The 19,905-nt window shown below is 71.9% G+C and carries 17 protein-coding genes and 1 pseudogene; 12 read left to right on the forward strand and 6 right to left on the reverse strand.

The annotated features are described in order from the left end of the window. Positions 1-32 precede the first annotated feature (32 nt). Positions 33-563 carry a hypothetical protein gene (locus ABZ924_RS33735; protein ID WP_361918545.1) on the reverse strand — a complete coding sequence of 177 codons (531 nt, stop codon included), beginning with the start codon at positions 561-563 and terminating at the stop codon, positions 33-35. Between the two features lie 401 nt (positions 564-964). Here ABZ924_RS33735 and ABZ924_RS33740 point away from each other — a divergent pair, with 401 nt between their 5' ends. Then, the gene (locus ABZ924_RS33740; protein ID WP_361918548.1) at positions 965-1,963 is read left to right on the forward strand and encodes an alpha/beta hydrolase; all 999 of its coding nucleotides are present in this window, start codon (positions 965-967) and stop codon (positions 1,961-1,963) included. Positions 1,964-2,035: 72 nt separating this feature from the next. On the opposite strand, the gene ABZ924_RS33745 is transcribed toward ABZ924_RS33740, so the two are convergent. Beyond that, positions 2,036-3,682, reverse strand: a complete 1,647-nt coding sequence (locus tag ABZ924_RS33745; protein WP_361918551.1) for a hypothetical protein — start codon at positions 3,680-3,682, stop codon at positions 2,036-2,038. Between the two features lie 51 nt (positions 3,683-3,733). Next, positions 3,734-5,878 (reverse strand): hypothetical protein, encoded by a 2,145-nt coding sequence (locus ABZ924_RS33750; protein ID WP_361918554.1) that lies wholly within the window; start codon positions 5,876-5,878, stop codon positions 3,734-3,736. 321 nt (positions 5,879-6,199) lie between these two features. On the opposite strand from ABZ924_RS33750, the gene ABZ924_RS33755 reads away from it, so the two are divergent. From ABZ924_RS33755 to ABZ924_RS33770, 4 genes are all read left to right on the forward strand, one after another. Continuing rightward, positions 6,200-6,559, forward strand: coding sequence for a hypothetical protein (locus ABZ924_RS33755; RefSeq protein ID WP_361918557.1), 360 nt, complete (start codon positions 6,200-6,202; stop codon positions 6,557-6,559). A gap of 98 nt (positions 6,560-6,657) precedes the next feature. Then, positions 6,658-7,806, forward strand: coding sequence for a site-2 protease family protein (locus tag ABZ924_RS33760; RefSeq protein WP_361918559.1), 1,149 nt, complete (start codon positions 6,658-6,660; stop codon positions 7,804-7,806). Between the two features lie 7 nt (positions 7,807-7,813). Further along, complete coding sequence (locus tag ABZ924_RS33765; protein WP_361918562.1) at positions 7,814-8,554, forward strand: PP2C family serine/threonine-protein phosphatase; 741 nt, start codon at positions 7,814-7,816, stop codon at positions 8,552-8,554. 554 nt (positions 8,555-9,108) lie between these two features. Continuing rightward, positions 9,109-10,509 (forward strand): S8 family serine peptidase, encoded by a 1,401-nt coding sequence (locus ABZ924_RS33770; protein WP_361918565.1) that lies wholly within the window; start codon positions 9,109-9,111, stop codon positions 10,507-10,509. On the opposite strand, the gene ABZ924_RS33775 is transcribed toward ABZ924_RS33770, so the two are convergent. The 3 genes and pseudogenes from ABZ924_RS33775 to ABZ924_RS33785 form a co-directional block, all read right to left on the reverse strand. Next, a complete protein-coding gene (locus tag ABZ924_RS33775; RefSeq protein ID WP_361918568.1) occupies positions 10,499-10,846 on the reverse strand; it encodes a hypothetical protein in 348 nt (115 codons plus the stop codon). The two genes, ABZ924_RS33770 and ABZ924_RS33775, sit on opposite strands and share 11 nt — an antisense overlap. A gap of 888 nt (positions 10,847-11,734) precedes the next feature. Next, positions 11,735-11,937 (reverse strand): annotated as a pseudogene (locus ABZ924_RS33780) (leucine zipper domain-containing protein); the annotation flags it as partial. A 189-nt stretch (positions 11,938-12,126) separates the two neighbouring features. After that, positions 12,127-12,912 carry a LysR family transcriptional regulator substrate-binding protein gene (locus ABZ924_RS33785; protein WP_361918571.1) on the reverse strand — a complete coding sequence of 262 codons (786 nt, stop codon included), beginning with the start codon at positions 12,910-12,912 and terminating at the stop codon, positions 12,127-12,129. Positions 12,913-12,970: 58 nt separating this feature from the next. Between ABZ924_RS33785 and ABZ924_RS33790 the strand changes: the two genes are divergently transcribed. The 7 genes from ABZ924_RS33790 (at position 12,971) to ABZ924_RS33820 (ending at position 19,730) form a co-directional block, all read left to right on the forward strand. Beyond that, positions 12,971-13,384: a DUF5997 family protein gene (locus ABZ924_RS33790; protein ID WP_361918574.1), complete on the forward strand. Its 414-nt coding sequence runs from the start codon at positions 12,971-12,973 to the stop codon at positions 13,382-13,384. 157 nt (positions 13,385-13,541) lie between these two features. Further along, complete coding sequence (locus ABZ924_RS33795; protein ID WP_361918577.1) at positions 13,542-14,231, forward strand: beta-glucanase; 690 nt, start codon at positions 13,542-13,544, stop codon at positions 14,229-14,231. Positions 14,232-14,305: 74 nt separating this feature from the next. Next, the gene (locus tag ABZ924_RS33800; protein WP_361918580.1) at positions 14,306-14,740 is read left to right on the forward strand and encodes a VOC family protein; all 435 of its coding nucleotides are present in this window, start codon (positions 14,306-14,308) and stop codon (positions 14,738-14,740) included. A 214-nt stretch (positions 14,741-14,954) separates the two neighbouring features. Continuing rightward, entirely contained in the window at positions 14,955-16,079 is a 1,125-nt protein-coding gene (locus ABZ924_RS33805; RefSeq protein ID WP_361918582.1) for an LLM class flavin-dependent oxidoreductase, read from the forward strand. A gap of 34 nt (positions 16,080-16,113) precedes the next feature. Next, positions 16,114-17,484, forward strand: a complete 1,371-nt coding sequence (locus ABZ924_RS33810) for an NtaA/DmoA family FMN-dependent monooxygenase (protein WP_361918585.1) — start codon at positions 16,114-16,116, stop codon at positions 17,482-17,484. Then, a complete protein-coding gene (locus tag ABZ924_RS33815; protein WP_361918588.1) occupies positions 17,481-18,587 on the forward strand; it encodes an LLM class flavin-dependent oxidoreductase in 1,107 nt (368 codons plus the stop codon). Before ABZ924_RS33810 ends, ABZ924_RS33815 begins: the two co-directional genes overlap by 4 nt. Before the next feature lie 15 nt (positions 18,588-18,602). Then, a complete protein-coding gene (locus ABZ924_RS33820) occupies positions 18,603-19,730 on the forward strand; it encodes an LLM class flavin-dependent oxidoreductase (RefSeq protein ID WP_361918591.1) in 1,128 nt (375 codons plus the stop codon). Positions 19,731-19,905 lie beyond the last annotated feature (175 nt).

A 19,905-nucleotide genomic window follows, 5' to 3' on the forward strand; every position in this document is an offset into this window, starting at 1 on the left:
GGCACCGCCCAGAGCGGCTTCGCATCGACGCGCTACGAGTACGCCGCCGCGCAGACCCAGGCCAAGGCGATCGCGAGCCTGCTGCAGCGGATGTCGAAGCTGACGGACGAGGCCTTGTCGTTCATGCCGTCACCGACGTACGCGTTGTAGCCGTGGTAGGTCTGGCTGGCGCCGCGGAAGTCCTTGTGCTCCCACAGGGTGATGGGGCAGGTGATGCCCTGGGCGGAGCTGACCACGTCGTTCCAGCCCCACTTGGACAGGTCGTTGAATTCCGGGTAGCGCCAGTTGCAGCCGACGCTGCCGCGGAAGGTGAACTCGCTGCCGCCGGAGTTCGCGTCGCTCCAGATCTTCCCCAGGTCCTTGTATTCGGCCTGCGCGCCCAGTTCGGCGGCCTGGGCCCGGGTGGCGAAGCAGCCGCCCTCGCCGGTGTCGACGACGTAGGTGCAGAACTTCGCCGCCTTCGGGGCCGGCGCCGGTCCGGCTGCGGCGGCGGGGACGACGGAGGTGGCGGTGAGGGCGAGGGCGGCCGCGCCGAGGGCCAGGGTGGTTCGGATGATGCGCATGAATGCTCCTCAAATCGAAAAGGACGTGCGCTGGAAGAGACGAATCGCTGTGAAGCGCGACATGACTCAACATTCCGCCGCCGGCGTCCGTCGAGAGGACGAAGGTGCTGCTGGCACTTTCCGACCGGCGGGCGCCGTACGGCGGGCCGCCGCAGGGTTGGCCGGATCCGCGGGCCACGCGTGAAGGGCGCGGCGGCGGACCTCCCGGATGCCTTGACACGGGTGGGACACGGCCGCAGCAGGGTGGCCGAAGTGGCACCCATGCGGACGAACCGACCACCGATCGGCGATTGTCCGGTTCTCAACGAAAGCGGATGGAAGGACCAACCGGGCGCAGCCGCATGCCACTCGGCCGGGAATCGACGCCCTAAAGGCAGTTACCCGCAAGTAACATCTGCGGCATGAGCGACATGAGCAAAGCACATGAAGCACGTGACACGACGCGGCAGCAGTCCCGCCGCACGGTCCTGAGAGCAGCCGTGGCCGGCGCCGGAGCGGTGGCGGCGGTGGCCGCGGGCGGGGCGGCCGCCGAGGCGGCCTCCGGCCCCGCCCGGCCGGTCACCTTCGTCCTGGTCCACGGCTCGGGGAGCAACGCGTACGGCCTGTCCCCGCTGGTGGCCGAGCTGGCGCTCCGCGGGCAGCGGGCGCTGGCGGTCGACCTGCCCGGGCACGGCCCCGGCGCCTACTTCCCCCTCTCCTACCAGGCCCCGCAAGACCTGGAGCGGCTGCGGACGGAGCCCTCGCCGCTGGGCAGGGTGACGCTGGCGGACAACGCCGCCCACGTGACCGCCGTGGTGCGCCGGGCGCGCCGCAACGGCCCGGTGGTCCTGGTGGGCCAGAGCATGGGCGGGGCCACCGTCAACGCGGTGGCCAACCAGGTGCCCGAGCTGCTCTCGCACCTGGTGTACATGTCCGCCTTCTGTCCGGCGAAGCACAAGTCGGTGCTGGAGCTGATGACGAGCCCGGAGGCGGCCACCAGCGCCCTCTTCCGGATGACCGGGGTGCCCACGCCCCCGGAGCTGGGGGTCAACCGCGTCAACTGGCGTTCCAACGACCCGAAGTTCTTCGCGGCCTGCAAGGACGCCCTGGGCGCCGACTACCCCGACGAGGAGATCCGTGCGCTGATGAACATCCTGGAGCCCGACGAGTCGGCCGCGATCTCGGTCTCCGACTCCCGGGGGCTCGCGCACCAGTGGGGCCGCCTGCCGCGCACGTTCCTGCGGTTCACGGAGGACCGGGCGATCCCGCCCGCCCTGCAGGACCTGATGATCCGGGAGGCCGACGAGCTGACCCCGGGCAACCGCTTCCGCGTACGGTCCCTCGCGGCCCCGCACATCGGGCCGCGCGACCCGGCGGTCCTCGCGGACGAGCTGGAGCTGGTGGCCCGCCTCTGCCACTGAACGCAACGGCCGCCGGCCGCGGGTGGAAGGGGTGGCGGGCAGGCGCCCGCCGCCCCTTCCACCCGCACCGGCTCAGCAGCCCGGGGCCCCCGTGCCGCCCTTCTGCGGGAGGCTCAGGTTGGGTGCGGAGCTCGGCCAGGCCAGCGACACGGTCTTCGTCGTCCCGTCCGGGTTGAGCTGCACGATCGGGGCCGGCTTGCCGACCGGGTTGCCGTCGCTGCCGAACGAGAGCCAGCCGCTGGCCCCCGGCAGCATCTGCGCGCAGTAGAACTGGTGCAGGATGCCCGTCTCCAGGCCCGGGTTCTTCAGGCCCGCCCCGTCGCGCCGGGCGGCGCTGATCGCGGCGACGGCGGCGTCGTGCGTCAGCATCGCCTGCCCGCTGGCGAGGTCGGCGGGGTCGAAGGCGAGCGGCGGCAGCGCGCCCTCGGTGGTGGCCAGCGGCTGCTTGGTGCACGGGTCGGGCCGCCCGGTGAACGCCGACCAGAACTGGTCGTAGTTGCGTTTGGCGTCCGATCCGGGGCACTCGGTCCCCCACTCGTCCGGGCTGGCCAGCGCCGTGTACGCGACCGTCACCCGGCCCGAGGCGACCCCCTTGAGCACCGCGTCGTCGCGGATGGCCTCCGAGGCGTCGTCGCCCACCAGGATGTGCAGCTGCGCGATTCCGCACGGCGCGCCCTGCACCCAGTTCTGCACGAAGGCGCCGAGATCGCGGCCGCGCCCGGCGAAGTAGACGACGGACGGGGCGGCCTGGCACAGGTTGGCGTGCATCAGGTCGAACTGCTGCACCAGGTAGTCCTGCCGGCCCGCGCCGGCCGGGAGGGAGCGGGGCGAGGTGTACGGCAGCACGGTCACCGTGCGGTCCGGCGCCTGGAAGCGGGTCTTGGCCTCCGCGGCCAGGGTGGCCGTGTAGTCGTCGTCGGCGACGCTGTCCGCGACGACGGCCATCGAGGTGACGGCCGGGCGCATCCCCGCCACGTACTGGCCCGCCGCGATCACCGAGTCGGTGTTGGTCGGCGAGACGCGGAACATGTCGGGGATCGGCTTCCTGCCCGACGGGTCGGCCGGGTCCAGGTTCATCGAGTTGCCGGTGACGGTCGAGCCGATGACGGGGATGTGCAGCCGGGAGGAGACGGCCGCGGCGGCCTGGCGGGTCTGCTCGGTGCTCTGGCCGAGGCCGACGACGGCGGAGATGTGCTCGGCGTCGGCGTGCTTCTGGATGCTGTCGACCGCCTGCTGCCAGGAGGCGTACTGGCTGCCCATGTTGGCCAGGTACAGCTTGACGCCCGGCCTGCTGCCGTACGCGGCCGTGTTGTTGGCCCGCCAGACGGCCGTCACGGCGCCCTCGACGTTGTGGTAGAGCGACTCGTAGGTCAGCGTGTCCACGTCGTTGACGGGCGAGAGGTTCAGCAGGAGGACCACGGACGTGGACTCGGCCTTCACCGCGTCGTTGGAGGCGCGGACCGTGTCCTCCAGCTTGCGCATGCGGGCCGGCTCGCCCTTGGTGAAGGCGGTGCTCTCCAGGTTCACGCCCACGCACTGCAGGGGCGAGCCGGTGGCTGTCATCCCCTTCCCGCACGACAGTTCGGGTCGGACCAAGAACTTGTAGCCCTGGATGCCGCCCAGTACGAGACCGGCGAGGAGGAGGACGAGGACGGTCAGGGAGGCCGCCGGATGGCGGCGCCACCGGGCGAAGCGGGGAACGTGGACACCTGCGGACATGAGGACTCCTAGCGGTGCGCCCGGCCTCGCCGGACGGGGGCGCGGAAAGGGTCAGGCGAAGAGGGCACCCGCCTGCTGGAGGGCGCTGACGTCGAGCAGACGGGAGTTGTGCGAGAGGCGGTCGAAGCACTCTTCGATCTGGCCGTCCCACCGCCGGTTGTGCTCGGTCAGCGGATCGCTGTACAGCCAGAGCAGCGCCAGGAGTTTGGCCGTGGTGACCGCGACGACGTCCCGGCCCTCCTCCTCGATCCCGTCGAGGAGGACGGCGTACGCCTCCGGGGCGGACTGCCGGTGCACCAGGCGGCACGGGGCGGAGGCCAGGTAGTCCAGGAGGCGGACCCAGGCGCGGTGGTCCCGGTCGAAGCGCTCGGCCAGCGCCCCGGCGACGGGGGCGAAGTGGCCGAGGGAGAGCTCGTAGAACAGCTGCTGCTCGTCGCGGGCGACGATGGAGCCGCGGTGGGCGTCCGTCAGGGAGACCAGGGCCCGGGCCTGGCCGGTGAAGACCGCGCGCCACGGGTCGGGCGGCGCGTCCTCGGAGGGGCCGGCCGGGGCGGCGGTCGCCGCGGAGAGGGCGGTGAGTGCGCAGCGGCTGAGCCAGGGGTGGAGCACGGGCGGTCTGTCGGCGTCGCCCCAGCCGACCTCCCGGATGCGGGAGGGGCGGTGGAAGAAGGTGCTGACCCACAGGTTGCGGCGCAGCAGTTCCAGGCTGCGCGGCAGGTCGGCTATCCCGGGCGGCACCCGGGGGTCGTCGGCGGTGCGCATGTCGGCCAGATAGGCCGCGGCCAGGACCACCGGCGGCGGGGCGGCCCACTGACGGCCGGGGACGGCGAGCCCCTCGGGCAGGCTCGTCTCCAGGGCCCGGGACCACAGGGGTCTTCCGCCCGGGTCGACGGCGGCGGGCAGGGGTCTGTCCCGTTCGGCGGCGTCCTGGTCGGGCGGTGTGTTCTCGCGCTGGTCCTGGAGGGTGAGGGCGGCGCCCCAGTGGCCGCCGGTGAGGGCGTGGGCCACGGAGGCGGGCAGGGGTCCGGCCAGCGGGGCGCCGTCGCCGGTGACCTCCGCGACACGCTCCTCGGACATCGGGTCGAGCCACACCGGGTACCAGTAGTGCGCCGGGGAGGCCGGGTCCGGGCCGGCGGCGGCGCCCCCTCCCCCGGTCGTGCCCGCTCCTGCCCGGGCGCCGGGCTCGTCCTGGCGGGTCCACGCCGCGCGGGTGGCCCGGGACAGCAGGGGGATGCGGCGCTGCGGGGTCCCGGGCAGCGGGGTGGTCCGCCAGGGCTCGCACCAGCGGCTGGTCCACTCCGGCTGCCACTGGTCGCAGGCGGCCAGGACGACGAGGGGGTCGGCGGCGCCCGTCCCGCCCGGCCCGTTCTGCTCGTTGCGGATGCGGGCGGCGACGAGCGCGGAGAGGAACCGCCGGCCGGCCCGGGTCTGGGCGCCGTCGACGAGGAGGACCCAGGCGTGGCCGTGGCGGCCGCGGGCGGCCTCGGCCGCGGGTATCTCGCACGAGCAGGCCGAGCGCAGGGCCGGATGCCGCTCCGCCTGGTCCTTGACGTCGGCGAGGAAGGCCGACAGCAGCGGCGCGACCGCGGCGGTCCGCGAGGCGGAGCTGAGCCGGATCAGCGCGTCCAGGGAGCCCGCCGCCTCCGCCTCGGGTATGCCGACGTGCCAGCGCAGCGCGTCGCGCAGGCCCCACCGGGCGGTGCTCTGGAGCAGCGATCCGATCACCGGCCGGGCACTGTCGCGTACGGCGGAGACCACCTCGCGCGGCCCCTGCACGAGCGGGCTGAGCGCGCCCGTGGCCACGACGTCCATCGTGGCGTCGACCGCCTCCTCCACCCGGGAGGCGAACCGGCCGCGGCGGGTGTTGCGCGTGTACTGCTGGATCAGTCCGCGGATCTGGTCGGTGGCGCGGGCCCGGTCCGACTCCAGGTTCTCGTTGAGGGCCAGGAGCCCGAGCGCGAAGCGGTGGAAGACCGGGCTGCGGCGTAACGTGTCCCAGCCGCGCATCATCTGGAAGGCCACCAGGGCCGCCGCGGACACCGGGTCGAGCGGTGTCTCGTGGAAGTCGAGGTACGCGTGCACCACCGTCGAGCCGCACCCCTGCGACAGCGAGCGCAGCATGCTGGACTTGCCCGAGCGGCGCGGGCCGAGCAGGGCCACCACGGGCTGCCGCTGGTCCGGATACCGCCAGATCATGTGCCGCAGAAAAGCGTCGGCCCCCTCCGCACGGCCGAGCTCCGCCGCCCCGGTCCCCATATCCGCCCCCCGACTGATCCATGAGACGCACGCGTCGACGACACGGAAGGTAACACCGCAGGGACGAGGAGCGACGGCAATTGTCGAGGATCCCCGCCACGGCCGGTTTCCCGGCGATCTCCCGGCGATCTCCCGGCACCCCCCTGCCGATCTTCAGCCGATATTCTGCAACCGCCGGCCGCGGTGGAACGGGCCGGCGGGCAGACGAAACACCCGATGTGACGTGCCGGGCCGCGGAGCGCGGCAGGAGATGGAGCCCCGATGGACGTGCAGCACTTCGAGCGGATCACCGCCTTCATCGAGGCGCGGCTCACCCCGCTGTTCGAGGAGTCGACGGGCAGCGAGCGCGGCTTCGCGATGGACGACACCTCGCGCGCGCTGCGCGCCCTGCGCAACGCGGTGCTGGAGGCCTCGGCGGTCAAGGGCCTGATCGAGAAGCGGGCGACGGCCGACGCGGCGCTGCGCCGGGTCATCGACCAGTCCGTGGAGCACCACTGGGACGTGCTGCGCGGCATCGCCCGGCAGTGGGAGGACCACGGCGACTTCCGGCGCGAGTTCAAGCGGCACGCCTGGGAGCTCGACGCGGCCCTGGCCGCCGCCCCCGCCGCCGCGGAGGGCTGAGCCGGCGGTCCCGCTCCCCTCGGCCTGCAGGCCGGCCCCCCGGAGCGACAATGGGGGGTGAACCGGCCTGCGGGCCGGCGGGCCGGCGGGAGTAGGCGATGAACGGCTCGGTCCCCATCGGACGTGTTGTGGGCGTGCCGCTGCGGATGCACTGGAGCGTGCCGCTGCTGGTGGTGCTGTTCGGTTACGGGCTCGGCCGCCAGACCCTGCCCGTGTGGACCCCGGGGCGCTCCCCCGCCGTGTACACCACCGCCGCGGCCGTGGGCGCCCTGCTGCTGCTCGGCAGCCTGCTGCTGCACGAGGCGGCGCACGCCGCGACGGCCCTCAGGAAGGACATCTCCGTCCAGGACGTCACCCTGTGGGCGCTCGGCGGGATGACGCGGATGGGCCGGCCCCGCAGCGCCGCGGTGGCGTTCGCCGTCGCGGTCAGCGGGCCGCTCACCAGCCTCGTGATCGGCGGCGCGGCGCTCGGCGCGGGCCTCGGGCTGGGCCGGCTGTCCGGCTGGGCGGCGGTGCCCGCGGCCGTCCTGGTCTGGCTGGGCTGGACCAACCTGTTCCTCGCGGTGTTCAACCTGCTGCCGGCCGCGCCCCTCGACGGCGGCCGCGTACTGCAGGCCCTGCTGTGGTGGCGCACCGGGGACCGGGAGCGGGCCGAGCGGGCCGCCGCCCGCAGCGGGCAGGCCGTCGGCATGCTGCTCGCCGCCGCCGGCTGGTTCGCCTTCCTGCGCGGGAAGCCGGACGGGCTGTGGCTCGTGTTCGTCGGCCTGTTCATGGCGGTCGTCGCGGCGGCCGAGCGCCGTACGGCCGAGGTCCGCACCGCCCTGGAGGGCGTACGGGCCCGCGATGCGATGTCCGGGCCCGTCGCCACCGGCCCCGACTGGCTGGACCTCCCGCGGTTCATCGGGGAGGTCGCCGCGGAATCCCGGCACTCCCTGGTGCCGCTGCTGGACTTCGACGGCCGCCCCAGCGGGGTCCTGGACGTGCGCCGGCTGGCCTCGGTCCCGGCGGCGCAGCGGGAGGGCCTGCGCGCCCGCGACGTGGCCGTCCCGCTGGAGCGGTGCGCGGTCGCCGCGCCGGGTGATCCGCTGGCCGAGGTGCTGGACGGGCTGCGGCCGGGGAAGTCGCTGCCGGTGCTGGTGGTGGACGCGGACCGGCTGGTCGGGATCGTCACGGCCTCGGACATCGCCCGGCTGGTACGCCGGCACGCGCTGGGCGGGGGCGGCGGGCCGCCGGGGGCGGGACAATAGGGGTGCTATGCCGTACATAGCCGTGAGCGCTCTGAGCCATGCCGGGCTGATACGCGACCACAACGAGGACAGCCTCGTCGTCGGACCGTGGACCCTGTGCGCCACCGTCACCCGCAACCCGCAGACGTTCGTCTTCCCGCTCGGCGACCCCCTCGTGGTCGCGGTCGCCGACGGGATCGGCGGGCAGCCGGCCGGTGAGGTGGCCAGCGCGCTGGTCGTACGCCAACTCTCGGCGCTCGGGCCCGCGCTGGACAGCGAGGGGGCCGTACGGGAGGCGCTCAGCCTGTGCGACCAGGCCCTGTACGCGGCCGCCGACAGCGATCCGGGGCTGACGGCCATGGGGACCACGGTCGCGGGGACCGTGGTGCTGGAGGAGTCGCTGATCTCGTTCAACGTCGGCGACAGCCGGGTGCTCGACGCCACGCGGGAGGAGCTGCGGCAGGTGAGCGTGGACGACAACCCGCCGCTGGCGCCCGGTCAGCGCACGACCTCCCTGCTCACCCAGGCCATCGGCGGCGGCCGCCGGAGCACCGGGATCACCCCGCACGTGTCGACCGAGCCGATCGGGGCGGGGGCCCGCTACCTGGTCTGCTCGGACGGGCTCACGGACCCCGTCCCGGAGGAGGAGCTGGACGAGCTGCTGCGTGTCCACGATGACGGCAAGGCCGCCTTCGAACTGTGGCGCGCCGCCATCGAAGCGGGCGGCCCGGACAACATCACCCTCGCCCTGATCCGCATCGGCGAGTAGTTCGTGGGCGCGGTCGATCAACGACGCGCGGTTGTCAAGCGATGGACGGTCTCGGCCAGGCGCGCGGCGAGCTCTCCTCCGACCGCGCAGAGTCCGCGGCCCCGCAGTTGGCCGATGCCGACGGTGATTCCGGGCGACCTCACTGGCATCACGTGAACATGAACAGTCCCGCGCGTACGCACCGCAAAGAGGTGGAGCGGAGATAACTTGCCGAGAAAGTCGGCCTCAGGCCCCGTGTCCCCGTGCAGATGTCTCTGACCGGCGCTGTCGTCGCATGAGTGATCGCCGCAGGTGCCGCCTGAGTCGATTATCGTGGGCCGCGTTCAGTAGCTGATAACAAGAATGAGGCGCATCGGCCTACTGGGGCCCCTTTGACCAGTACGAGCAGTGCATTCCGAAGCCATGTCTGGGCGCAAATCACACAGAAGCATCGGAGCATTCGGCGATAAGCCACCCGGACTTCCGCCCGACGATGAGCGAGCAGGCGGCCTACGATGTTCTTGTAAGACGTGAACGAATCAGTGAGCGTTCAACCAGGCGGAGGGGTGAAGAGGATGTCCGACGCCTACTCGACCGAAGATCTTCAGATAGCTCGCAGAGAGGTACGGGCGGAGCTTGGAAGGAGCCTTGAAGCGAAAGCCACCGATGCATTCTGCATAAGCTTCCACATTCGGAGAAGGCACCCTGCACCAGCATTTCAAGAAACCATGGGACTGCCAGAACCGGTGGCGCCCCCAACTTCCCGTATTCCAAGTATCCTTGGATTCAAGGATGCTCTGATTTCCGGACCCTCTGTTGGTGTTGAGGCGGAGTGGATGGTCCGTCCGGCACGCGAGGTGCTTATCAAAGAGGCGCGCGAGCGGGCCTACGCGTCAATGGCGAGCGTCTACGCCGAAGTTGATCGTCAGTCACACTCCAGCATCAGCTCTCTTCCGGAGGAGCTTCGTTCGAGCGCGGCACCCATTACGGAGCTCTGCTGGCTTAACCGCACCATACGAACATGGGGCGAGCCGGAGGTGATCGCCGAAGTTGCCGGCGATGAGGCTGTCGCCCATGTCGACGTCGCCCGTCGCATCATGCCTGACGCTTCTCAGCCGAACCACGTAGCCATTGGGCATCCGGCTCCGGATTGGGTCGCATCAGACGCGACCGGGCATGGCGTGATCGTTGCGGTCATCGACAGCGAGGTGCGTGTGGACCACCCAGCCTTTCAGCGTCGAATTGCGCCGCGGTTCAACTACACCGCCGAACCCTGGGGGACCCCTGATGCGCATGGTACGGCGGTAGCAGGCATCATCGGCGCGAATCACCCTGACTGCATGGGGTTGGCTCCGGAGGTGGCCATCTACAACTACAAGGTCATGACCACCAATCGCCAACTGAACGGCTTCAACTTCGAAGGAGCGCACGCGCTCCAAACCGCAGTCGAAGACGGTGCTGACGTCATCAACTGTTCATGGGGCACCGGACCAGTCCCGACCGACGGACTCAGTGACGAGGCCAAAGCCGTAGCCAACGCTGCGGGCTTCGGTGTCTGCGTTGTCAAGAGCGCCGGAAACCGAGGTCCGGGGACGGGTTCACTGACTTCGCCTGCGGAAGCCGTCGAGGCAATCGTTGTTGGAGCATCCAACGTGGACGGAACGGCAGTCGAAATCTACAGCAGCCGTGGGCCGGCGGGCGGCCGGAAAGGGCCGGACACGGTCGCTCCCGGCGGGAGCAGCGAAAAAACCATCCTCTGCTGTCTCCCAAACGGGGGATTTGGCAACGCCGGCTTCGGCACGAGTTATGCGGCTTCGCATGCCACCGGCGTGCTTGCGCTCCTTTGCCAGGCAGCTCCATCCATGAGCCTGCAGGACCTTCGAGACATCATTACGAGCGGGTCCGTCCTTCTTGACGGGTTTGGCCCTGAGGCTCAGGGGTCGGGTTTGCTGCGCGTGGACAGTGTCAGCCGATGACCGTATCAGGTTCGATGCGACTCGGTAGGGCTATTTGCACCACGCCAGGCGCAGTCGCGAGCTCACTCACAGTCTCGGCCGGCACAACGGCGCGCACAGTTTGATTCAACCAAACGCTGTCCACGATGTAACCGTTTGCATGCTGGATCGCCTCGGCAACGGGTTCCAGCTCGCTTTGGAAGGCCTGACGCGTAGCTTCGATGCGATCTCGCCGGGAGCCGGTCACAGCCATGTCGACTGGCTGCAGCTGAATGATGACGTCTACGGCCTGGTCCGCCTCAGATGCGGCTATGTGGTCCGCGAGTTCTTGAGTGACCTTTTCGGCCTTTGAAGTCATTTCATTCAACCTTTCGCAGCGTACTAGCTTGGAGGTTGCCTGCCCAGAACGCCGCACCCCAAACTACATAATATCTAATCGTTGAAAGCTGACAGACCGGGTCAGTGTCCTCGGTCAAGCGGCGCCGGGCAACTCAGGGAAGGTAAAATTATGGCGCCGCCGCTTTCGCCACTACGCTTCAAAGGCGAGTCGGCCGCCACATGCTGGGGTACCCGCTGCGCCTCCGGAAACGCCAGCCTCCGGGGGGCGACGCCGCGGCGCAGCTGCTCCATCCGTACGGGCAGCAGGATCACCAGCCCCGGCTCGCACGCGCGCCGCGTCCATCAGAGCCAGTCCCGAGCGCCCTGTAACCGCATTCGGCACCCCCCGCCGGCGCCCGGGCCACGGACCACGCTTTGGCGCCGGCCGATCGCCCGAGCCAGTGCATCCTCCCGGGCTTCGGCCGGGTCGCCATCCAGCGGGCGAACTCCTCGGCAACTCCGGCTCCACCACCGCCCCGGCGGCGTCCAGCAACATCGGTCCCGAGAGGGATCACCCGTCTCAAGCATGATCGGAAGTTAGCAGAAACATGAGCCTGACCTGCGGTTATCCATCAACTGGTTCAGTCAACATCGGCGTCTCCGTGTCCGTAGTTCCGGCAACCGAGCGCTACACGGTGCACCTCCGGCAGATACACCAGCACGAAGGCGGCTCATCGACCGTGTCCGTAACCTTAAAAGGTTTGGGAACTCGACGGGGAGCACGTCGGCCTCAACGAGATCGGCCGCGGCTCTCCACCGGCCCGATCCCCGGCAGCGACGCCGAACTCGACGCCCTCCCCCTGGCAACTGCCGAGGCGATGGAGATCGTCAGCCCAGTCCCCGCAGCCTCCATCAACCCCACCACCTTCTGGGCCGGCGCCCACTGCGCTTTTCGCAGCCGACAGACCTGGTCCTTGACTCCCGCCGGGGTGCAGTGCGGGGTCGCGCCCGGCCTACTGGAACGGTCGTTCAGGCCCGCATCGACCTCGACCCGCCACCGGCGGACCCACTTGGGGGCGGTGGACCGGGATATCCCCTCTCGGTGGCGACGTCCGCGACGGGGCGGCCCGCCAGGCTGTGGCTGGAAAGGTTCGCCGGGTCGCGGCGTCCGGTGCGGTGCATCCAGGGCGGAGGCCTCGGCTCGTACTGGACCCATGTGCGAGGGCCGACAACGCGGCAAGGTGTCGTCCCTGGGTGCACCTCCCAGTGGTAGCGGGGGGGCGAGCGCCGCGAGCCGGTGAGCCCTTTCCGGTCGTGGCACTAGGGGCGGCGGCGGGGCTTGGTGCCACCTCGGGTCGGCTTGGCGGCCTGGCCGCCGCGGGCGTTCTTTCCGGATCCGGCGCCCTTGCCGCCCTTCGTTCCGCCGCGCGGGGCGTTCTTCCCGGCGGCGGCCTTGCGCTGCTTCGGCTGCGCGGCGCCGGAGGCAGCCGGCTGCGGCCCACGCGTGCTGTTCACGGTGCGCCCGCGCACGATGCCGATGAAGTGCTCGATCAGGTCGGGCGTCGGCTCGGACTCCACCCACGACAGGGCCACCCGGGAGACCGGGGCGTCGACGACCGTCCGGTACGTCAGGTCCTTGCGGTGGTGCAGCCGCGCGAGGGACTGGGGGACGACGAGGACGCCGATCCCGGCCGCGACGAGCTCGATCGCGTCGGCGGTGGTCGCCGGGCGCTCGAACGCCGGCTTGCCGGGCAGCTCCTCCCAGCCGAGGGTGTCGTCGAGCGGGTGCAGCACGATCTCGTCCGCGAGGTCCCCGGTGGACACCTCCTCCACCGCCGCGACGAGGTGGTCCTTCGGGACGACCACGACGGTGGTCTCGGTGTACAGCGGGATCGCGGACAGGCCCGTGCGGTCCATCGGCAGCCGTACGAACCCCGCGTCGGCACCGCCGTCACGCAGGGTGTCCGGCGCTTCGCCGGCGGCCACCTGGAGGAGGGTCAAGGGGACGTCCGGCAGGCGCTCGTTCCAGATCCGCACCCACTTGCTGGGCGTCACTCCGGGGACGTACGCGAGCCGGAACGAGGGAGAGCTTTCCGAGCCTGTCACCCGCCCAGGTTACCGGGCGTGGTCAGAACCAGCGCACATGCTCGATATTCTTATCGGCATGACGTCGCACAAGACCGCCCAGACCATGAAGCCCGCCACCGCGGCGAAGAAGCTGGGTGTGTACCTCGAAGCCACCCCCGCGGAGTTCCGGGAGGGTGTCGTGTCCCGCAGCGAGCTGAACGCGCTGCAGGCCGACCCGCCGCAGTGGCTTCAGGACCTGCGACGCAACGGCCCGCACCCGCGCCCCGTGGTCGCGGCCCGGCTCGGCGTCTCCATCGCCGGCCTCGCCCGCGGCGGGGTCACCGAGGCCCTCACCACCGAGCAGATCGACGCGCTGAAGCAGGACAACCCGGAGTGGCTCCAGAAGGAGCGCGCCACCCAGGCCGAGGTCCGCAAGGAAGCGGTCCGCATCAAGGAGCGCAACGCGGAGCGCGCCGAGCGTGCGGAGCGCCGCCGACAGGACGAGTCCTGACCCGCGCCGGGTCCTGAGACCCCACGTCCCACCCAGCCACCGAGCCACCGCAAGCGCCGGGGCAGGCGCCCGCGCACCGGTGCACACGCCCCCGTTCGCGGTGGTTCCGGTGGGGATCGGCGGAATGCGGGGCCTGCCGCCTGGGCAGGGCTTCTGCGTGCTCTCGCAACTCCTCGCACGGCTGCGGCGTACGGCCGCCAAGCCCGTGTTCACGGCCGACTTCACTTCGACATCCCAATGGGTCGCCGGGCGCTCCTGGGCCTATCCCGACGGGGGCCCGGTCAACCCCGGCGACAACAAGCTCGATCACCTCGTCGCCGATCCCTCCTACAGCCGCAGCGGCACGTTCCGCGCCACCCGCCGGCCCGACGGCAACTGGGACACCGGGCTGCTGACCACCGAGGGCAGCGACGAGGGCTTCCTGGTGCGCGCGGAGGACACCCTCGAGGCCCGGGTCCGGCTGCCCGAGGAACTCGGTGCCTGGCCGGCGATCTGGACCTGGCGCGACGGCGGCCAGGAGGTCGACGTCTTCGAGTACCACCCCGACAACCCGGACCTGCTCGAACTCTCCAACCACGTGCGCGGCGGCGGCTCGCACTACTTCCGCGACGGCGCGGTGCAGCCCGGCGCATGGGTCGACCTCAAGGTGAGGTTCGGCGCCAAGTCGGTGGTCTGGTGGGTCAACGGCGCCCGCGTGTACGCCGACCGCAGCGGTGTCGGGCGGCGCTGGCGGGCGTACCTCATCGTCAACCTGTCCGTGTGCGCGGGCCGCTACCACCCGGCGCCGGAACCCGGCGTCTCCGCCATGTCGTACGAGGTGTCGGACCTGGTGGTGTACCGGCCCTGAGTGCGGGCCCGGGTCACGATCCGCCCGGGGCAAATGAGCGGCACGGTCCGCCCGGTGCGCGCTACGGTGCCCCGATGTCAGCGATCAAGAAGTTCCAAGTCACCTTCGACTGCGCGGAACCCGAGCGCGTCGCCCGCTTCTGGTGTGAGGTGCTGGGGTACGTCATACCGCCGCCACCGGAGGGGTTCACCACCTGGGACGACTACAACCGCACCCTGCCTCCCGAGGACCGGGGTTCATGGTTCGCCTGCAGTGACCCCTCGGGCGTTGGCCCGCGCCTGTACTTCCAGCGCGTGCCCGAAGGCAGGACCGTCAAGAACCGGGTGCACCTCGACGTCCGGGTCGGCACCGGGCTCGTGGGGGACGAGCGCCTCGCCGCGCTCGAAGCCGAGTGCGCACGACTGGTCGCCCTCGGTGCGACCCACGTGCAGACCCTGTATGCCGATGGGGAGAACGAGTCGTGCATCCCGATGCTGGACATCGAGGGCAACGAGTTCTGCATCGACTGAGCCCGCTCCGGGCCGGGGGGCCTTCCGCCGGCCGCGGTCACCGCCGGCCACCGGCCTGCAATGCCTGAAACAGAGCCGTAAATTCGGCAACACGACTGTCAAATTCCTTTGATCCTGCGGACGTTGTGTGCGCCGGTACCCGGACGTAGGTTTTTCGGAGAAACGAGGTCACCCGGCCGTTTCGGAAACCCACTGCCTGGCATGAGAGGTGTCGATGACGGCTCCGCCGGTCCCATCCCGCCCTTCCCCCGGTCCGGCTCCACTGCACCTCGCCGTGGCGCTGGACGGTGCGGGATGGCATCCGGCCGCCTGGAGGGAGCCCGGGGCCCGGGCGGCCGAGCTGTTCACCGCCGCGTACTGGGCGGACCTGGTCGCCGAGGCCGAGCGGGGCCTCATCGACTTCGTCACCTTCGAGGACTCCTTCGCCCCCGCCATCCGGGCCGACCGGGTCAGCGGCCGGCTGGACGCCGTGCTCACGGCGGCGCGCGTCGCCCCGCTGACCCGGCACGTCGGGCTCGTCCCGACAGTGACCGCCACCCACACCGAGCCCTTCCACATCTCGAAGGCCATCGCCACCCTCGACTACGTCAGCACCGGCCGCGCCGGCATCCGGATCAGGGTCTCGGCACGGGCCGACGAGGCGGCCCACTTCGGCCGCCGCGCCTTCCCCGTCCCCGAGGCCGAGCTCCGCGAGGAGGCCGCCGACCACGTCGAGGTCGTACGCCGGCTCTGGGACAGCTGGGAGGACGACGCCGAGATCCGCGACGCGGCCACGGGCCGCTTCGTCGACCGGCACAAGCTGCACCCCATCGACTTCGAGGGCCGCCACTTCAGCGTCCGCGGGCCGTCGATCACCCCGCGCCCGCCGCAGGGCCAGCCGCTGGTGACCGCCTCCTCCGGGGTCCTGCCCGCCGGCTCCGCCGACCTCGTGTTCACCACGCCGCGCAGCGCCGAGGAGGCGCGCGCCGGGCTGCCGGACGGGCCCGCACACGTCTTCGCCGACCTGGTCGTGCTCCTCGACGCGTCCCCGGGCGCCGCCGCGGACCGGCTGCACCGGCTCGATGCAGCGGTGGGCCGGCCGTACGGGGGCGACGCCGACGTCTTCACCGGAACCCCCGCCGGCCTCGCGGACCGGCTTCAGGAATGGCAGGGCGCCGGCCTGACCGGTTTCCGGCTGCGGCCGGGCGTCCTCGCGCACGACCTGCCCGCGATCACCCGCGGCCTGGTCCCCGAGCTCCAGCGCCGGGGGGCCTTCCGCACGGCGTACGGCGCCCGCACCCTGCGCGGGCTGCTGGGGCTGGAGCGCCCCGCCAACCGCTACGCCGCCGCCACCTCCTGAGCCCGACGAGCCGAGCCGAAGGACCGCCTCGACCATGAGCAAGCCCGTCAAGCAGATCCACCTCGCGGCGCACTTCCCCGGGGTGAACAACACCACCGTCTGGAGCGACCCGGCCTCCGGCAGCCACATCGAGTTCGACTCCTTCGTCCACTTCGCGCGGACCGCCGAACGCGCCCGGTTCGACTTCCTCTTCCTCGCGGAGGGGCTGAGGCTGCGCGAACAGGGCGGCCGCATCCACGACCTGGACGTCGTCGGCCGCCCGGATACCTTCACCGTCCTCGCAGCGCTCGCCGCCGTGACCGAGCGGCTCGGGCTGACGGGGACGATCAGCTCCACCTTCAACGAGCCGTACGAGGTGGCCCGCCAGTTCGCCAGCCTCGACCACCTCTCCGCGGGGCGTGCCGCCTGGAACGTGGTCACCTCCTGGGACGCCTTCACCGGGGAGAACTTCCGGCGCGGCGGCTTCCTGCCCGAGGAGGAGCGCTATGGGCGGGCCCGGGAGTTCCTCGCCACCGCCACCGAGCTGTTCGACTCCTGGGACGGCGGCGAGGTCCTCGCCGACCCCGCCTCGGGCGTGTTCCTGCGGGACGCGCAGGCCGGCGCCTTCGCCCACCGGGGCCGCCACTTCACCATCGAGGGCCGCTTCGGCGTCCCGCGCAGCCCCCAGGGGCGCCCCGTCGTCTTCCAGGCCGGCGACTCCGACGAGGGCCGCGAGTTCGCCGCGGCCGAGGCCGACGCCATCTTCAGCCGGTACGGGACCCTCGCCGAGGGGCGCGCCTTCTACGCCGACGTCAAGGGCCGGCTCGCCCGGTACGGCCGCACCCCCGACCAGCTCAAGATCCTTCCCGCGGCGACCTTCGTGCTGGGCGACACCGACGCCGAGGCCCGCGAACTCGCCCGCGAGGTGAGGCGCCGGCAGGTCAGCGGGGCGACGGCGATCGCGTACTTGGAGCACGTCTGGAACCGCGACCTGTCCGCCCACGATCCCGACGGGCCGCTCCCGGACGTCGACCCGGAGCCGGGCGAGAACACCGTCGCCCTGGGCCGGGCCAGTGTGCGGCAGTTCCGCGATCCGCTCGCCACCGCCCGGCAGTGGCGCGAACTCGCCGAGGCCAAGGGGCTGTCGATCCGCGAGCTGGTGATCGAGACCACCGGCGGGCAGACGTTCGTGGGCTCCCCGGCGACGGTGGCCGACAGCATCGACACCCTGGTCCAGCAGGACGCGGCCGACGGCTTCATCCTGGTCCCCCACATCACCCCGGGCGGCCTCGACGTGTTCGCCGACACCGTCGTCCCCCTGCTCCAGGAGCGCGGCGTGTTCCGCACCGAGTACACCGGCAGCACCCTGCGCGACCACCTGGGTCTCGCCGTCCCCGCCACCTCGCCGGCCCGGGCTGCATCGTGAAGTTCCTCGCCATCACCCTCATCGCCAACGCCCCGGACCCGGTGACCGGGCGCACCACGCCGGCCCGCGAGCGGTTCCGGGAGGTCGTGGAGGCCGCACTGCTCGCGGAGGAGCTCGGTTTCGACGGGTTCGGGGTGGGCGAGCGGCACGAGCGGCCGTTCCTGTCGTCCTCGCCGCCGGTGGTGCTCTCCCACATCGCCGCACTCACCCGCAGGATCCGGCTGTTCACCGCCGTCACGACGCTGAGCCTGCTGGACCCGGTGCGTGCGTACGAGGACTACGCGACGCTGGACCACCTCGCCGACGGGCGCCTGGAGCTGATCATCGGCAAGGGCAACGGCACCGCGCAGCGAGAGCTGTTCCGGGTCACCGCCGAGGACCAGTGGGAGCGCAACACCGAGGGCTACGAGCTCTTCCGCCGGCTCTGGCGCGAGGACCGGGTCACCGCGGCCCCGCGCTTCCGGCCCGCGCTGACCGGCGCCGAGGTGCTGCCGCGGCCGCCGTACGGGCCGCCGCGGATCTGGCACGGCAGCGCGACGAGCAAGGAGTCCGTCGAGCTCGCCGCCCGGTACGGGGACCCGCTGTTCTCCGCCAACGTCACCCATCCGGTGGAGCCGTACGCCGCCCTCGTACGCCACTACCGGCAGCGCTGGGCCCACCACGGGCACGATCCGGCCCTGGCGGCGGTGGGCGCCGGGACCGCCGGGTACCACGCCGCTCGGACCTCGCAGGAGGCGGTGGCCGCGTACCGGCCGGCCTTCCAGGGCTACCTGGAGGCGCAGCGGCGCCTCGGCGTCGATCCGGTGTTCCCCACGCTGGAGGACTTCGTCGAGCGCAGCTCGGCGCTGATCGGCAGCCCCCAGCAGGTGATCGAGAAGGTGCACCGCTACCACGGGCAGCTCGGACACACCCTGCTGCACCTGCAGGCGGAGGCGGGTCCGCTGGGGGCGAAGGAGCACCGGGCCTCGCTGGAGCTGTTCCAGTCGGAGATCGCGCCGGTGCTGCGGCGGGAGATCCCGGACCCGCCGTTCCCGGCCGGTGGTGCCCGACGTGTTGCGGACGTACCGCCCGCTGCCGGCGCCGGTTCCGTTCCCGACCTGTAAGGAGGCAGGCAGGCCATGACCGGTATCCCGCTCGGGGTCCTCGACCTCGTCCCGATCCCGTCCGGCTCCACCGCCGCGCAGGCGCTGCGCAGCAGCATCGACCTCGCCCGGCAGGCGGAGCGGTTCGGCTACGCCCGCTACTGGTTCGCCGAGCACCACCTCAACCCCGGCGTGGCCGGCTCCGCGCCGGCCGTGGTCCTCGCGCTGACCGCAGCGGCCACGTCCACGATCCGGCTGGGCTCCGGCGCCGTCCAGTTGGGGCACCGTACGGCCCTTTCCACCGTCGAGGAGTTCGGGCTCCTGGATGCCCTGCACCCGGGCCGGCTCGACCTGGGGCTGGGCCGCTCGGCGGGCGGACCTCCGCCCGGTCAGGCCGCGGCCGGGACACCGTTCGAGGGGCGCACGCCGAACGGGCTGCTCATCCCGCCGCGGTTCTCGTTCGCGCACCTGGCGGGGCATCCGCGGGTGGTGCTCCAGCAGCGGCTGCTGAACCTGCCGGGCGCCCGGCCGCAGGACTACGCCGAGCAGGTCGGCGACGTCCTCGCGCTGCTGCGCGGCGACTACCGCTCCGCGGAGGGCACTGCGGCACGGGCCGTGCCCGGCGAGGGCGCCGAGGTGCAGGTGTGGATCCTGGGGAGCAGCGCCGGGCAGAGTGCGCAGGCGGCGGGCGCGAACGGGCTCCGGTTCACCGCGAACTACCACGTCGCACCGGCGACCGTGCTGGAAGCCGCCGAGGGCTACCGGGCCGCGTTCAAGCCCTCCGGCGGGCTGGACCGGCCCTACCTGTCCGTCTCCGCCGACGTCGTGGTCGCCGAGGACTGTGCGACGGCCCGTGAGCTCGCGGAGGGCTACGCGCCCTGGGTGCGCAGTATCCGTACCGCCGAGGGCGCCATCCCCTACCCGACGCCGGCGGAGGCGCGCGCCCTGGTCGCGGGGTGGGGCGACGCCGACCGCGCGCTGGTCGCGGACCGCGTCGACACCCGGTTCGTCGGCTCGGCGGGGGCCGTCGCCGACGGCCTCCAGCGGCTCCAGGAGGCCACGGGGGCCGACGAGTTGCTCATCACCACGATCACGCACGACCACACCGCCCGGGTACGCTCGTACCGGCTCCTGGCCGAGGAATGGCACCGCCGCGGGCTGTGACCGGCCCGACTCCGCCGACACCGGAGGCCGGGGCCCCTCCCTTCCACCCCCGCCGACCGGCGTTTGAGGCGCCGCCCCGCTTCGAAGCCATTCCAGCCCCGCCGGCGTTTGAGGCGCGGGGTTTGGGGCGGAGCCCCAAGAAACCCGGCTCCGCCGGCCACCGGGCTGCGAAGGG

Source organism: Streptomyces sp. NPDC046876 (assembly GCF_040645035.1).
Taxonomy (GTDB): domain Bacteria; phylum Actinomycetota; class Actinomycetes; order Streptomycetales; family Streptomycetaceae; genus Streptomyces.

Bases quoted from the DNA above. Each gene is read 5' to 3' on its own strand.
- ABZ924_RS33770 (WP_361918565.1), top strand. From the start codon at position 9,109: ATGTCCGACGCCTACTCGACCGAAGATCTTCAGATAGCTCGCAGAGAG.
- ABZ924_RS33735 (WP_361918545.1), bottom strand. From the start codon at position 563: ATGCGCATCATCCGAACCACCCTGGCCCTCGGCGCGGCCGCCCTCGCC.
- ABZ924_RS33775 (WP_361918568.1), bottom strand. From the start codon at position 10,846: ATGACTTCAAAGGCCGAAAAGGTCACTCAAGAACTCGCGGACCACATA.
- ABZ924_RS33765 (WP_361918562.1), top strand. From the start codon at position 7,814: ATGCCGTACATAGCCGTGAGCGCTCTGAGCCATGCCGGGCTGATACGC.
- ABZ924_RS33755 (WP_361918557.1), top strand. From the start codon at position 6,200: ATGGACGTGCAGCACTTCGAGCGGATCACCGCCTTCATCGAGGCGCGG.
- ABZ924_RS33790 (WP_361918574.1), top strand. From the start codon at position 12,971: ATGACGTCGCACAAGACCGCCCAGACCATGAAGCCCGCCACCGCGGCG.
- ABZ924_RS33750 (WP_361918554.1), bottom strand. From the start codon at position 5,878: ATGATCTGGCGGTATCCGGACCAGCGGCAGCCCGTGGTGGCCCTGCTC.
- ABZ924_RS33810 (WP_361918585.1), top strand. From the start codon at position 16,114: ATGAGCAAGCCCGTCAAGCAGATCCACCTCGCGGCGCACTTCCCCGGG.
- ABZ924_RS33805 (WP_361918582.1), top strand. From the start codon at position 14,955: ATGACGGCTCCGCCGGTCCCATCCCGCCCTTCCCCCGGTCCGGCTCCA.
- ABZ924_RS33760 (WP_361918559.1), top strand. From the start codon at position 6,658: ATGAACGGCTCGGTCCCCATCGGACGTGTTGTGGGCGTGCCGCTGCGG.
- ABZ924_RS33820 (WP_361918591.1), top strand. From the start codon at position 18,603: ATGACCGGTATCCCGCTCGGGGTCCTCGACCTCGTCCCGATCCCGTCC.
- ABZ924_RS33800 (WP_361918580.1), top strand. From the start codon at position 14,306: ATGTCAGCGATCAAGAAGTTCCAAGTCACCTTCGACTGCGCGGAACCC.
- ABZ924_RS33745 (WP_361918551.1), bottom strand. From the start codon at position 3,682: ATGTCCGCAGGTGTCCACGTTCCCCGCTTCGCCCGGTGGCGCCGCCAT.
- ABZ924_RS33740 (WP_361918548.1), top strand. From the start codon at position 965: ATGAGCGACATGAGCAAAGCACATGAAGCACGTGACACGACGCGGCAG.